General features: G+C 36.8%; 16 protein-coding genes. 7 read left to right on the forward strand and 9 right to left on the reverse strand.

Annotated features, from left to right (window positions below; genetic code table 11):
* Positions 1-61: 61 nt before the first annotated feature.
* Complete coding sequence (locus B4237_RS12525; protein WP_192414403.1) at positions 62-217, reverse strand: hypothetical protein; 156 nt, start codon at positions 215-217, stop codon at positions 62-64.
* Positions 218-294: 77 nt separating this feature from the next.
* Entirely contained in the window at positions 295-1,512 is a 1,218-nt protein-coding gene (locus B4237_RS12530; RefSeq protein ID WP_286943400.1) for a tyrosine-type recombinase/integrase, read from the reverse strand.
* Between the two features lie 337 nt (positions 1,513-1,849).
* Between B4237_RS12530 and B4237_RS12535 the strand changes: the two genes are divergently transcribed.
* Positions 1,850-2,587, forward strand: a complete 738-nt coding sequence (locus tag B4237_RS12535; protein WP_278595529.1) for a hypothetical protein — start codon at positions 1,850-1,852, stop codon at positions 2,585-2,587.
* 99 nt (positions 2,588-2,686) lie between these two features.
* On the opposite strand, the gene B4237_RS12540 is transcribed toward B4237_RS12535, so the two are convergent.
* The gene (locus B4237_RS12540) at positions 2,687-3,061 is read right to left on the reverse strand and encodes a diacylglycerol kinase (RefSeq protein ID WP_019383919.1); all 375 of its coding nucleotides are present in this window, start codon (positions 3,059-3,061) and stop codon (positions 2,687-2,689) included.
* A 194-nt stretch (positions 3,062-3,255) separates the two neighbouring features.
* On the opposite strand from B4237_RS12540, the gene B4237_RS12545 reads away from it, so the two are divergent.
* Together B4237_RS12545 and epmA are read left to right on the forward strand one after the other, a co-directional pair.
* Positions 3,256-4,323, forward strand: coding sequence for a 4-phosphoerythronate dehydrogenase (locus tag B4237_RS12545; protein WP_278595528.1), 1,068 nt, complete (start codon positions 3,256-3,258; stop codon positions 4,321-4,323).
* A gap of 8 nt (positions 4,324-4,331) precedes the next feature.
* The gene (gene epmA / locus B4237_RS12550) at positions 4,332-5,303 is read left to right on the forward strand and encodes an EF-P lysine aminoacylase EpmA (protein WP_278595539.1); all 972 of its coding nucleotides are present in this window, start codon (positions 4,332-4,334) and stop codon (positions 5,301-5,303) included.
* Positions 5,304-5,323: 20 nt separating this feature from the next.
* Here epmA and B4237_RS12555 read toward each other — a convergent pair whose 3' ends face one another.
* From B4237_RS12555 to B4237_RS12565, 3 genes are all read right to left on the reverse strand, one after another.
* A complete protein-coding gene (locus tag B4237_RS12555) occupies positions 5,324-6,451 on the reverse strand; it encodes a helix-turn-helix transcriptional regulator (protein ID WP_286943392.1) in 1,128 nt (375 codons plus the stop codon).
* A gap of 194 nt (positions 6,452-6,645) precedes the next feature.
* Positions 6,646-6,807 (reverse strand): hypothetical protein, encoded by a 162-nt coding sequence (locus B4237_RS12560; protein WP_004878361.1) that lies wholly within the window; start codon positions 6,805-6,807, stop codon positions 6,646-6,648.
* Between the two features lie 161 nt (positions 6,808-6,968).
* Positions 6,969-7,586 carry a rhomboid family intramembrane serine protease gene (locus B4237_RS12565; RefSeq protein ID WP_007481717.1) on the reverse strand — a complete coding sequence of 206 codons (618 nt, stop codon included), beginning with the start codon at positions 7,584-7,586 and terminating at the stop codon, positions 6,969-6,971.
* A 153-nt stretch (positions 7,587-7,739) separates the two neighbouring features.
* On the opposite strand from B4237_RS12565, the gene nfuA reads away from it, so the two are divergent.
* Complete coding sequence (gene nfuA / locus B4237_RS12570) at positions 7,740-8,378, forward strand: Fe-S biogenesis protein NfuA (protein WP_004878363.1); 639 nt, start codon at positions 7,740-7,742, stop codon at positions 8,376-8,378.
* Positions 8,379-8,604: 226 nt separating this feature from the next.
* The gene (locus B4237_RS12575) at positions 8,605-10,614 is read left to right on the forward strand and encodes a ligand-gated channel protein (RefSeq protein ID WP_061396622.1); all 2,010 of its coding nucleotides are present in this window, start codon (positions 8,605-8,607) and stop codon (positions 10,612-10,614) included.
* A gap of 32 nt (positions 10,615-10,646) precedes the next feature.
* Here the strand turns inward: B4237_RS12575 and B4237_RS12580 are convergent, their stop codons facing one another.
* Both B4237_RS12580 and B4237_RS12585 read right to left on the reverse strand, forming a co-directional pair.
* A complete protein-coding gene (locus B4237_RS12580; protein ID WP_278595527.1) occupies positions 10,647-11,654 on the reverse strand; it encodes a hypothetical protein in 1,008 nt (335 codons plus the stop codon).
* 23 nt (positions 11,655-11,677) lie between these two features.
* Positions 11,678-12,691 (reverse strand): alpha/beta fold hydrolase, encoded by a 1,014-nt coding sequence (locus tag B4237_RS12585; RefSeq protein WP_278595538.1) that lies wholly within the window; start codon positions 12,689-12,691, stop codon positions 11,678-11,680.
* Positions 12,692-12,928: 237 nt separating this feature from the next.
* Here B4237_RS12585 and B4237_RS12590 point away from each other — a divergent pair, with 237 nt between their 5' ends.
* Entirely contained in the window at positions 12,929-13,543 is a 615-nt protein-coding gene (locus tag B4237_RS12590; protein WP_004878368.1) for a carbonic anhydrase, read from the forward strand.
* A 29-nt stretch (positions 13,544-13,572) separates the two neighbouring features.
* Here the strand turns inward: B4237_RS12590 and B4237_RS12595 are convergent, their stop codons facing one another.
* Positions 13,573-14,196: an arylesterase gene (locus B4237_RS12595; protein WP_278595537.1), complete on the reverse strand. Its 624-nt coding sequence runs from the start codon at positions 14,194-14,196 to the stop codon at positions 13,573-13,575.
* A gap of 42 nt (positions 14,197-14,238) precedes the next feature.
* On the opposite strand from B4237_RS12595, the gene B4237_RS12600 reads away from it, so the two are divergent.
* A partial coding sequence (locus tag B4237_RS12600; protein WP_286943398.1) for an ATP-binding cassette domain-containing protein occupies positions 14,239-14,528 on the forward strand: 290 nt, incomplete at its 3' end.

Consider the following 14,528-nt stretch of genomic DNA (forward strand, 5'->3'; position numbering starts at 1 on the left):
ATGAGACAACTTGTGTCGCAAAAAAATTGCCTATATTTTGAGATATTGGCATCAAATCATTTTATTTTGCATCAATCCAAGCGTGATAAACTTCGTAAGCCCATTTCATTGAGAAGGGGATTTCATCCTCTCTAAGTATGAGCTCAATTACTTCAAGGCGATGACTTATATCTTCTAATTCATAAAAATCAAGATCGCCCTTAAATTTATTATTCATGTTTTTAAATCTCATTAGACTTGTGTTTCAAAACTATAAATATAGCTATAAGTGATACATGTAGGTGTGTCAGTTGTTTATGAAACAAAGCCCCAACTATCTACATGATCAGCCCACCATTGCATCATAATTTTACGATCATTTAACCATTGAGCATGATTGTATGTCGCCCGTGTTTTATTATCCGAAACGTGGGCAAGCTGTATTTCAACCCAATCCTTATTAAAACCATTCTCATTTGCAATTGTTGAAGCTGTTGCTCTTAGGGCATGCATGGTGAATTCTAATTTCATATTATGAAGGGCAGTATTTAATGTAGTTTTACCCATCATTTCACCATCTTCACCTGCAAAAATATATTCGCTATTGGGGTAAAGAGCAAATTGCTCTCTAATGATTTGTATGGCTTGATTTGATAAAGGAACAACATGCATTCTGTTCTTTTTCATATTACGCTTTCCAGCCAAAATATCAGCCTGTGATACTGCTGGAATAGTCCACGTCTTCTCTTCAAAATTAATATATTCCTTTTTGCCTCGACGTATTTCAATGCTTCTAAGCCATGTATATGTTGCCACTTTGATAGCATTCCTTGTACTAGTAGAGCCACCGTATGTATTGAGTTTAGACATAAGTTCTCTTTTTTCAGATTCAGTCAAGGGTCTGGCATGAGTTACTTCTGGCTGCTTTATGTAGCCTCTAAGGACGTAGGTAGGGTCAATAGAAATACGTTTTGTGATAATGGCATATTCCATGACTTCACCTATTATTTGCCTAACAAAAATTCCCTTAACTTCCCCTGTACCTCTTCCTGATTTTTTGATTCTTGCCATAGTACTATCAAGAACATTTTTAATATCAATCGAGTCGATCTCATGAATAGGTTTATTACCGATAAGAGGATAAACATCTTTCTCAAAATAACTGCTGCGGCGTTGTTCCCATTCCTTTGATTGTTGAGTTTTTCGAGAATTCATAAATTCGTTGGCGACTAAACGGAATGTACCATTATTTGCTTTGATTGCTTCAAGGCGTTCTTTTTTTTGATGGCTTATTGGGTCTACTCCTTTAGCGAGTTGTTCTCGATATTCCATTGTTTTCAAGCGAGCGTATGCTAAAGTAATTTCGGGATATTGACCGATTGTGAGCATTTTTGCTTTAGTAAGAAATCGGTAGCGATAACGCCAGAATTTGCTACCAGATGGGCGGATTTCTATACAGAGTCCTGAATGATCAGCCACGCGGTATAATTCTTCACGTGGTTTTAAGCTTTTGATTTTAAGATCGTTTAGCATGTGATGTGAGTAACGGTATTTTAGAAAGTGCTTACTCACAATCTTACTCACAAAAATTGGTAATTGCATGTATCACATTGTTATGGACCGTTAGAATAAAAATATTTTTAAATCAATTGGATAGGTTGTAATGTAATTTGTATTTAGTGAAGGTTAGATTATTAATTGGCATGATGTAATCACATCATTGTCCAAATCATAAAAATCCCTGCTAATGCAGGGATTTTTTACGTTTCTAGTATAGAAAATACTTTAGGAAAACGTTACTAATAAATTAATTCATATTAAAAATACATGAATCATACTTAAATTTTTATAAACGGTTTTGGAGAAATAAATGTATAAATATTGCCTGTATATGCTGAGTTGTGGATTATTCATTCCCCATGCGCAAGCAGAAAGTCTTAAAGACTCTTTTATTGGCGATACGAAAGTGTTTGTAAATATTTATGGTTTTGCTGCTGATATTGATGGAAAAATTGGTTATCAGGGAATGAATTATCATTTAGATCAACCATTCAAAGATACGCTAGATTCATTAGATAAAGCATTAATGGGACATTTTGAAATAGCTAAAGGCAAATGGGGCGTTTATTCGGATATTCAATACGTGAAGACTGAAGAAGAAAAACCGGTTTATTCCTATCCGATAGCATTATCAACAAAAGTGAATTTAAGTAATTTAGGAATTTATTATCGAGCCTATGAGCAGTATCCGCAGGGAAAAGGTTTGGTGATTGAACCTACTTTGGGATTTAACTATACGGATTTAGAGGGGAGTTTAGGTGCTTTGGGGAAAGTGGTTGCAGTAGAGAAAGATTGGTTTGAATACTTTGGTGGTGCGCGTTTTCGTTACAATACTGACTCTCCTTGGAACATTGCTGCTCAATATACTTATGGCACTGAACAAACACAAATTGCTCAAGCATATGTAGGATATCGCCAAAAAGTATTCTCAGCACCTATCAACTTTAGAGTTGGATATCGTTATGTATCTCAGGATTATAAAAGTGGTAGTTTTAAATGGGATACTGAGCAGAAAGGTCCTGTAGTAGGGATTGGTTTCGCATTTTAGATGGAATTGGAATAAGTGTAATTTATAAATAACCATTAACATCAAAGAATTGAATAATCAAAAAGATGCTAATGGTTATCAATGCATTATTTTTTATTGTTATTTAAATAAAATAATTACCCAAGTAAAGAAAATAATGGCTAAAGAAACAAATTGAGCTGCGCTCCCCATATCTTTCGCATTCTTAGACAATTCATGTTTTTCCAAAGAAATACGATCTACAACAGCTTCGATAGCTGAATTAAATAACTCAACGATAATTGCTAATAGGCAAACAGCGACCATTAATGCTTGTTCTAACGCCGATACATGAACAAAGAAACTCAATGGAATGAGAATTATATTGAGCAAAATGACTTGTCTAAATGCGGCTTCATGACTAAAAGCAGCCTTGAATCCAGCAAGTGAATAGCCTGTCGCGTCAAAAATTCGTTTGAGACCATTTTTGCCTTTATAAGGAGAATAAAGAGACATAGTGAAAGGAGAAAGAAAGGGGGATATGCCTATTATAAAATTAAAAATAGGATTCGAGATTGGCAATACATCGCAACAATGCATCAAAATTTTAGTGCTTATTGCAATATTGTATGCAAGTTAAACAGATTTGAATTGTCAAATTTGCCTATGCTAAGGATAATAAGTGTTGATTTTCTATAGGACGGTTCTGCATGAAAATTATCGCAGATGAAAATTTGGCATTTACCGATTATTTCTTCGCGGAATTTGCAGAAATTCAGCATAAAGCAGGGCGAACACTCACAAATGCCGATGTTGAAAATGCTGATGGATTGCTAGTGCGATCAGTGACGAAGGTAAATCATGATCTTATTGACCAAACAAAAATTAAGTTTGTGGGTAGCGCAACGATTGGGACTGATCATTTAGATATTCAAGCTTTAGAGCAAAAACATATTCGATGGAGTAATGCAGCGGGTTGTAATGCTCAAGCCGTAGCTGAATATGTAATTACTGCTTTATTGCATTTAAATATTGATCTATTAGAACAAAATAGCGCATTTACGTTGGCTATTGTGGGTTTGGGAAATGTTGGAAGCCGTCTTGCAGTGATGGCACAACTCCTTGGCTGGCATGTGATCGGTTATGATCCATATGTACAACTTGATGGTATTGAGAATGTTGCTTTTGAGGAACTTTTAAAAAGAGCTGATGCGATTTCAATTCATGTACCATTAACAAAATCAGGCGAATATCCAACGCAGCATTTATTTAATCAAGCTGCTTTTGCTCAAATGAAAGATTCAACAATTTTAATTAATAGTGCGCGTGGACCAGTGATTCAGCAATTTGCATTAATTGAAAATATTGAGCAGACAAAACGCCAAGTGGTATTAGACGTGTTTGAGTTTGAGCCAGAAATTTCACAGCAATTACTCGATCAGCTCGCTCTTGCAACACCACATATTGCAGGTTATAGCTTGGAAGGTAAAGCGAGAGGTACACAGATGATCTATGAGGCCTTTTGTAATACCTTCGGTTATAAGGCATCGAAACGATTTGAAAGCCAATTGCCAAGTGTCGAACAGTATTTTGAGCAGCATGATTTAAAAACTGCACTTAAACAGCATTTGGTACAAATTTATAATATTGCTGAAGATGATCGACAACTTCGTGCTTGTGTTGAAGCGGGTAAGGTTGAACAAAGAGCGTTTGATCTAATGCGTAAGAATTATCCATTGCGTCGTGAATGGGCTGCACATGGAGGGCCTAAAGCGTGAGTGAGGCAATGAATCGTTATCAACCGACATGTTCTATCGAGGCGCTCAAAGCACGTGCAGTAATGTATCAAAAAATCCGTCAGTTTTTTGCTGAGCGGGGAGTTTTGGAAGTGGAAACTCCTATTCTCTCACAGGCAGGCGTGACGGATGTTCATTTAGCATCAGTACAAGTACAGCGTCATATTTATGGCAAGTTAAACACGCAATATTTGCAGACCTCGCCAGAGTTTCCAATGAAGCGATTATTGGCCAGTGGTAGTGGGGCAATTTATCAAATCTGTAAAGTATTTCGTGATGATGAACATGGTCGTAAGCACAATAGTGAATTTACAATGTTGGAATGGTATCGGCCAGCTTTAGATTTAAAAGGGCTGATGCATGAAACAGCTGATTTACTTGAGCTGTGTCTATCTCACCGTTTTGGTGAAGTTCGTCCTTACCTTTTAAGTTATAAGCATGCATTCCAAGATCGTTTAGAGATTAATCCTTTACAAGCAAGCTTAGAGCAGTTGAAGGGTGTAGCAAATCGAGTTGGATTGAATCTTGATCTAGGTGATGATCGCCTAGCGTATATGGATTTATTATTTTCCCATTTTGTTGAGCCGAGCTTAGGTTTTGATGGGCCTGTTTTTCTGACTGATTTCCCTCCTGAAATGGCCTCTTTAGCGAAGGTAAAACAAGATGAAGATGGGGAACTTGTTGCAGCGCGTTTCGAGGTTTATATCGAAGGTTTAGAACTTGCCAATGCATATGATGAATTGTTAGATGCAGATGTTTTAGCCGCTCGTTTTGAAGCTGATAATACTGAGCGTTTAAAGCAAGGTTTGCCAACAATCCCGACTGATCACAACTTATTGGCAGCTTTACCTAATATGCCTGAATGTTCAGGAATAGCCTTGGGAATAGATCGTTTGTTGATGGTGTCAATGAATAAGATGAAAATTGACCAAGTGATTGCATTTCCAGCTGAGATTGCATAGTAAAAAGATATTTAAACTATTTATAGAAACTGCATTAGTAGCTGGATCAATCCAGCTTGCCGATTGGTTTTGGTCTTCTTAAAAATAGATTTTAGATGTTTTTTAACCGTATCTAATTGGATTTCATGAGAGAGCGCAATTTCTTTGGTTGTTTTACCTTCTAGTAATTGCTCACATATCTTATGTTCCACAGGTGTGAACATAAATAGTTGTGTATAAAGCTCTTTCTGATATTTAGGACGGTGTTGAAGCCCAGAAAATGTTGCAAGTAAAACGGGGCGTAATCCAAAAATTTTATGCGTCTTTTCTGGGCTAAGTAAGTCTAATGTTAGAAATAAATCATCGCTGAGCATCATGATTTTCGTCTGTTCTTTAGAATCAAGTTGTCTATGATTTTTATAATTTCTTTCTAATCCTATTAGGTTTTGATCAAACAGCTGCTGATGATGTTCATTCAGGCTAAAACGACGCTGTTTAATTTGAATCAGCTCATTATTTTCAAATAATTGTTCTGCTTCAGCATTTATCTCTAAGATATCACCATTTAGATTAATAATCGCAATCGGCTGCTTCATCTTTTGGATCAATTGTGATCCGAGAAGCGTCATTGTTGAATATTCAAAATGATGTCGATATTGCTGAATTTTTTGCTGTAAAACTGGCAAAATCTCATAGATCGGTTGTAATTCTGAACAAGTTAAACTACCTCGATCTTGGCTACTGAGGAAAGCTAAAATAACACAAACTTTTTGATCATATATGACTTGAATCGCAGAACAGAATCTTAAATCTAGTGGTTGTAATACTTGTTGATAGACTTGAGTTTGGGTGATTTCATGTTCTTGAAAATGTTGTGAACAATGCATCCAACCATTCATTGGTGCTAGTAACATTTTTTTTAAGCGAGGGTCATCATCTATGGCTAGACGGATTTGTTTTAAAGCGGCTTGTTCGAGTTGATTCTCATCAAGATTTACGCCGTGATGGACACTGAAAGACAGAGCTTGTACTTCCAGATCAACGGCTAAAAGCTGTGATGCTTGAACATTAAAATGGAGATTGAGTTGTTCTAGAAAATTAATCCAATCATCTGCATGTTGAACCTTATTCAATATTTCGGTAACGACACAGGGCTGGATTTGATTCATCTAAGAAATCCCATAAAAATGAATAAAATACATTTCCCTATATAGTATATGGGTTTTGCGGAAATGAAATCCAAGAACAGAAAAAAAGTGATGTTTTTTGCAATTATCTGATCGAGTAAATCTTATTTTAGATGCTTATTGTAGGAAGTTTAGACTACCTAAGCCCATTGCAATGAGCTTAGGTTGGAAACTGATTAGCAGCGACCTTTCTTCGCTTGACCAGGAGGACAAAAATTACCTGAACCACCATGATTATGATCTGGATCAACGACGACACTGCCGTGAGGTGTGTGTACAGCACAACCTGATAATCCAACAAAGAATAATGCGCTTAAGCACAATAAAGTTTTTTTCATGATTTCATCCCAATCTTTATGTTTTTCCATAGAAACTTTAAGGGTATATTCGATTTTCTACTAGATAAAAAATGAAATTTTTAACTAATATTTGTATCAATGATGATATTTAAAAGCCTCAAATATGAGGCTTATTTTTCAATTGAATTTATTTTCAGATTTTAAAAAGGTAATTTAGTCAGTTGATTAAGGAAGTGTGGAACAACTCTAGGCTCTAATAAGATTGTGACGACGACACCATAAGCAGCTCCCCAAAGATGAGCGCTGTGATTGATGTTGCTATTGCCGCGTTTCCCTGACCAGATGCTATATGCGACATATAAAATTGCAAAAATAATCGCGGGTACTGGAATGAAAAATACAAAAATTAAGTTCCAAGGTTGAAACAGAATATAGGCAAATAAAACTGCAGATACAGCTCCTGAAGCCCCAAGACTTGCCCAACGTACATCATTTTTATGTTTCAAATAGCTTGGTAGTATCGCAAAAATCAAACCACCTAGATAAAACAACACAAAGCCCATGTCGTAGAAAAACTGACGATAAAAACTCTCAATGATATTCCCAAAAAAGAACAGAGTAATCATATTAAAAAGTAAATGTGTACCATCAGCATGGACAAAACCATGGGTAATGAAACGATCAAATTGACCACGTTGCATTGCAGGAGGCCAAAAAATCAGACGGTTCATTACTGCCTGATTGGAGAATGCCAATAAAGAAATTGCAACTGTGATAATGATAAGAGTCACAGTATGGCTAAAGGGTAGATGTAACATAAATGTTTTAAATTGATCAGTGTCTAAGCAATAATGCCATTAAAAACTTAATAAACAATGATCTTGCATATAATTCCTACAAAAATGGTTGATTTTTTTTTATTACCCTCCATCTTCGGTTAATATAACGACATCAGCTTGAGGATTATTGTTATGTCGACTGAGAACACCAACACTGCTGTCGCAGAAGAAATTCCAAACCTTTTGATTACTCCCTCTGCACAAGAGTATTTACGTGATTTATTAGCAAAGCAAAATACTCCAGGAATTGGCGTTCGTGTTTTTGTAGAGCATCCAGGTACACCACGTGCAGAGTGTTGTATGGCTTATAGTGCACCTGAAGAAGTTGTGCCAACAGACTATAAGCAGGATTATCCAGACTTTCCAGCTTATGTAGATGCACCATCAATTCCATATTTGCTTGATGCTGTAATTGACTACAACAAAGATCGTTTTGGTGGACAATTAACATTCCGTGCACCTAACTCGAAGGTTCCACGTGTTGGTCCAGATGCTTCAATTGAAGAGCGCATTACTTATGTACTTCAATCTGAAATTAACCCGAGCTTAGAAGGGCATGGTGGTAACTGTAGTCTTGTTGAAGTTCAGGATGATGCAGAACACGGTCTAACTGCTGTATTAAAATTCGGTGGTGGTTGCCAAGGCTGTTCAGCGATTGATGTAACTTTAAAGCAAGGTGTTGAAACCACATTAAAGCAACACGTTCCTGAGTTACAGCGTGTCGTTGATCAAACTGACCATAGCCAAGCAGAAGGCGCATATTTTAAGTAAAAAACTTGAAATATCATCTATTGAAAAAGGCCCTTTCGAGGGCTTTTTTCATGTCAGAAAAATATCAGTAAATATTTTTCTTTGTTTCATAACAAGATGTAGAACAAAAAAGATGAATATATAAATAATAATAATTATCATTTGTATTGAGTTTTATTTATTTTTTGTTAGAATTCTCATAAATTTTTTAAGCAAATCTTAAGATTTGTCATGTTTAGGTGGGAATATGTCCAATAAATTAGCTCGTCAATCACTACTCGCCATTTCTGTTCTTGGTAATATGATTGCAATCGCAAATGCGAACGACACTCAGACAAACGAAGTTACTCAACTAGAAAAAATTGTGATCACAGCAAGTGGCTTTGAGCAAGATATTAAAAAAGCTGCTGCTTCTATTTCAGTTCTCACACAAGAAGAAATTAATAAAAAAGCTTATCGCGATGTCACTGATGCATTGAAAGATGTTCCTGGAGTTGTGGTAACAGGCGGTGGAAGTTCAAGTGATATTAGTATCCGTGGTATGGGGAGTGCTTACACAGTCATCATGGTTGATGGAAAAAAAGTAAACACGCGTTCTGTAAGACCAAATAGTGATAACTCTGGAATTGAACAGGGATGGTTACCTAATATTGGTGCGATTGAGCGAATTGAAGTGATTCGTGGTCCAATGTCAGGCTTATATGGTTCTGATGCCATGGGCGGGGTAATTAACATTATTACCAAGAAAAATACCAATGAATGGACTGGATCAATTAAGCTAGATACGACATTACAAGAAAACTCAAAATCAGGAAATATTTATCAAACCAATGCATATATTGCAGGCCCTTTAATTGCAAATCTTTTATCTTTCAAGGCCAATGGTTTATATTCGCAACGTGATGAAGATGAAATTTATGGGGGTTATAGTGAGCAAAAAATTCGTGCAGGTGGGGCTGCATTAACACTTACGCCAAATGATCAACATACTTTTGATTTGGAATATCAACGTTCAATTCAAAATCGTGATGCAACGGTTGGCAAGAGTATTTCGCCAATTCAAACAGGCAGAAATCCACCAGTAAACTCACTCACCGACTATTACCGTACAGAATACAGTTTGACACACCGAGGTACACTTGGTGCAGTAGAAACACACTCTTATATTCAACGTGAGGAAAATGAAAATCCATCACGTAATATGGAAGCGATTAATACGACATTTAATACAATCAATAAAATTAATTTTGATCGTCACAGTCTTAGCTTTGGTGGGATGTATTTAAAAGAAGAATTAGAAGATAAGGGCAATCAATTAAGCATCGGTGGTTCTACACCTGTTTCTAGCTTAGATCGTTATAGCTGGGCACTATTTGCTGAAAATGCATGGAACATTGTGGATGATTTCACTTTGACAACCTCGTTACGCCTAGATGAAGACGAGAAGTTTGGTGATCATTGGAGTCCAAAGGTTTATGGCGTTTGGGGTTTAAATGATAACTGGGTGATCAAAGGTGGTGTATCTACAGGCTATAAAACACCAGCATTGCGTGCAACCGTTGCTGAATGGGGACAAGCAACAGGCGGTGGACAAAGTAAGGGAGTTATTGTCGGTAATCCTGATCTAAAACCAGAGAAAAGTGTGAACTATGAAGTGTCATTTAACTGGGATAATTTAGATAACTTAAATGCTGGGCTAACATTATTTAATAGTGAGTTTAAAGATAAGATCACTGAAGTTAGAACTTGTCAGGGTGAAAATGTTGGTGCGTTAGAGTGCGATTGGTTAGGTGAAAAATTTGACTTTGTCAGCTTACGTGAGAACGTTGATAAAGCGAGCATGCGTGGTGCGGAAGTAACGTTTGGTTGGCAGGCTCTGCCAAATGTAAATGTATCTGCAAATTATACCTTCACGGATACAGAGCAAAAAAGTGGTATCAATAAAGGAAAACCTTTAAATGAAATGCCAAAGCATATGTTCAATACAACTGCTGACTGGGAAATTAATGATCAATTCTCAAGCTGGGGACGTGTCAACTATCGCAGTAAAACATCTGATTATTTGAGTCGTACCGCAATGGCAAAAGGTAAACCTGCTTATACGATGGTTGATGTTGGATTGAACTATAAGCCAACACAAAACATCGCAGTTGCAGCAGGTGTTTATAATTTATTTGACAAAGAGATTGATAAAGATACCTATAACTATGTTTTAGATGGTCGTCGTTATAATATCGGTGTGACTTATAGCTTCTAAGTTGATTGCAAGAAAGGTAAGGTGAATTTGCCTTATCTTTCTTGTTTTAAAATACTCATCACTTGTTCAGAATAATAAAACTTTCCTAAATAAGAACGTGCTCGTTCTCTTAAATAACCTGTTTCAATCACTTGCTTTAAAACTGGTGCTAATAATTTGCTTAGCTCATTTTGAATTAAGTCTTCATCAATATTGAGATCACGTAACAGCAGATCAAAGCTTCGCTCTTGATTGCGTGCATACCATGCATAAACACCGTCATGGACTTGTTGTTTTAAATACGGTGTTTGATGAATATGCTCCCAAATTTCATGCCCCATACCCACGGTTTTGGGTAAATCCTGAACTTCTAAATAATTGCGTAAAACTGATAATGGCATGACTTTAATTTTATGCCAAAGATTTGCCTGAAAATGATAAAGTTTTTCATCATTAAAATGTTGATTTAAAACATTTTCACTCATTTGGCTAATCTTCAAAATATTCTTTTGCAAATAATGCCCGATAGTATCATTCAGGTTTGAGTCAGTGACTGTTTCTAAAACAGATTTCCCCATTTTCATAAAGTGACCTACACCAGGTACACGTTTAGAGATAACAGAGTTATCTAAATAGTCTTGAATTGAGTGTTGGATCAGTTGAGTGACTAATGCTGAGAACGCAGGATTATTGACAATCGTTTTAATGAGCCGTTGACGATGACCACTTTTACTCGCAACGTATTGCGCGATTGAATCAATGGTCAGTACAGGAATTACATCTTCGATTGTAGTTTGATCATTTAACGGATGAATTAAAGCAAATCGGATATGTTCAGCAATTTGTTCGACTAAAAAAGAACTCGCAGGCGTTGCTAAAATTTGTTTTTCGATCAGATCAATAATCTGTTCAAATGACCAAATATGCTGAAGTTGTTGTAAACGCAACCAATGATAGAACTGCTTAAACTCATGTTGAATGGTTTCAGATTGTGCAAATTCATGATCTAAAAAATCAAGTTGCGCATCAATCAGTTGTTCTATCATTGGATGTTTAGACATAAAAGCTCAGATAATGATTTAAATTATGGTGATGGGGCAGTTGCAGGTTTTTGAGCCTGAATCTTGCTTAAAAATGGTAAATATTGCTGAACCACCAATTGATCTGCTTCTAATATTGGCATGTGACCAACATTATCCAAAATCACTGGGGTCTGTGCATTTTTCAGCAGGGATTTTAACTCAGGTGCTACTTCAACATTAATAATTTTATCTTGTTTGCCCCATAAAATCAGTGTTGGGGCATCAATTGATTTCGCAAGTAAAGCAAAAGAGTCAGGTGTGAATAGCTTGTTGAGCGCAATAATTTGATCAACCATCTTTTGTGTTTCTTCAACTTGCCCAATCATCATTTTTTCCTGTGCTTGCGCAATTTCTTTTGGAATGAATGGTGGTGAGTACATCGCTTGTTGCATTAAGTAATTAAAATCACCTTTCTTGCTCACGATCATATTTTTCACTTGAGCTGGATCTTTTAGGTAAGGTGTAGTCGCTGACTTATAAACACCTGCGGCATCGATTAAAAACAGGCTTTTCGTTTCGAATGGATATTGACCAGCGTAGAGCATTGCAATTGAACCACCTAAAGAATGTCCTGCGATATGAGCTGGGCCTGTAAGATTTGCAGCTTCTATAAAACGACGTAATTTTTCAGTGACGTTTGGAACGGAATAATCAAATTCTTTAGGGACTTTTGTTTCACCACTGGCAGGCAGATCAGGAATGATCACATGATAATTTGCCGTTAAAGCATGTGCCACACGATTCCAGTTATCACGACTTCCAGCTAAGCCGTGAATTAAAATAACAATTGGCTTACCAGCTTGTCCGCCTTCGCTGTATGACCACGTAATATCGCCAACTTTTAAAGTTTTGGTTTGTAAGCCTGCCCAAGCACGTTCTTGTTGTAATAAATTTTGAAAACTCATTTCAATTTCAGCAGCTTGTGTGGCTTGAATTGCCATCGCCCCAAGGCTACAACTGAGTAAAAAAGCTGTAAATGTTTTACGAAATGGTATCGGTAATAGGGTATTCATCATCATTGTTCTATCCTTGATTTATTTTTTAAACCAATTGATTATTGTTTAAGTTTCCAGCTGAGTCATTTGCATAATCTACAAGGGTCTGGAAATTCTTGCCAATGAAATGAGTAAATTTCCACTATTTCCTTGATGAAAACGACAGCCTTTAACTTGAGAGTTTTTATTTTTGTCAGTGACTTTCGAACATGTCCACATTAAACTATTTTTTCATGTCAATCATAGATGGATTTAAGCATGCTCACCGCCCAAGAAACGCTAGAACGATTAAAAGCAGGTAATGCCCGTTTTGTGAAAGGGGAAGCAACCCAACAGAAACTACTCTCTCACCAAGAGCGCGCCGAAATGGCCAGTGAACAAAATCCTTTTGCAATTGTTTTAGGATGTTCAGATTCTCGAGTACCAGCTGAAATGGTATTTGACCAAGGGTTAGGGGATTTATTCGTTATTCGTGTTGCGGGCAATGTTGTTGCGCCATCGCAAGTCGGAAGTGTTGAGTTCGCAGCTGAGCGTTATGATTGCGCTGTTGTTGTTGTATTGGGTCATAGCCACTGTGGTGCGATTCAAGCAACGATTGATACCTTAAAAAATCCAGATCAACCACCATCGTCAAATCTCATGTCGATTGTGAATCGTGTGCGTCCTTCTGTAGAAATTTTAATGCAGACTGAATTAAAGGATGATTTGAAAAAATTGTCTGCACATGCTGTTCGTTCAAATGTATTTGCATCTGTGAATCAATTACGTCACGGTTCAGCAGTGCTTGAAAGCTTGATTGAAAAAGGGAAATTGATTGTAGTGGGTGCTGAGTATTCTTTAGAAACAGGTGAAGTGATTTTTTTTGATTTCTAACGACTCATAGATTTCGTCATAAAAGGTGCTTATAAAGCACCTTTTATGTATGGGTAGGCGAGATTGAGTAGAATCGGTTGAGCTTTCGCATTCGGATGGATTTGATCGTTTTGGATCAAACTTTTATTCCCTGCTACACCTTCAAGAAAAAATGGCAATAGCTTGATCTTATATTGCTGACTTACAACTTTATAATTATTTTCAAAGGCAGTGCTATACGCTGTTCCATAGTTTGGTGGTATCTTCATACCAAACAGTAAAACTTTGGCTTTTTGTTTCTGACTGAGTTGTACCAATTGTGCCAAGTTTTTTTGAATCATTTGCGGTGGCTGACCGCGTAAACCATCATTACCGCCAAGTTCGATCACAACAATTTCTGGTTTATAGGTTTGTAGTAGTTTTGGCAGTCTCGCCAGTGCACCACTTGTTGTTTCTCCACTGACACTTGCATTGACCACTTTATGTTGTTTCGGATACTGTTGGTTTAAGCGTTGTTGGAGTAAATGAGCCCAACCTTGTTTTGCATCAATACCATAACCTGCACTCAGGCTATCACCCAAAATTAAAATAGTCTTTGCAGAAACCAGTGTTGGTACTAAACATAAAGTGATTGTTCCAAGCGTTTTTGATACCGACAAGATAACTTTAGATATTTGCATAGCACTTCAAATTTGTCCTAAAGGATACGTGACATCATGCCACAAGCGATTATTTCTGCCCAAAAAGTTACACAAAATATTCAAATTAATCAGCAAAATCTCACCATCTTAAAAGAGATTGATTTAGAGGTTTATGCAGGTGAGCAAATTGCCATTACAGGACGTTCAGGTTCAGGTAAATCGACTTTACTCGGTATTTTAGCAACACTAGATCGTCCGAGTGACGGTGAATTATGGGTGTGTGGAAAGGCTGTGCATTCGTTGACTGAAGAGCAACGAGCGCAGGTTCGCTTGGAGAATATTGGTTTTGTTTTCCAATCATTTCA

This window comes from Acinetobacter sp. UBA6526, from assembly GCF_002434875.1.
GTDB lineage: Bacteria > Pseudomonadota > Gammaproteobacteria > Pseudomonadales > Moraxellaceae > Acinetobacter > Acinetobacter venetianus.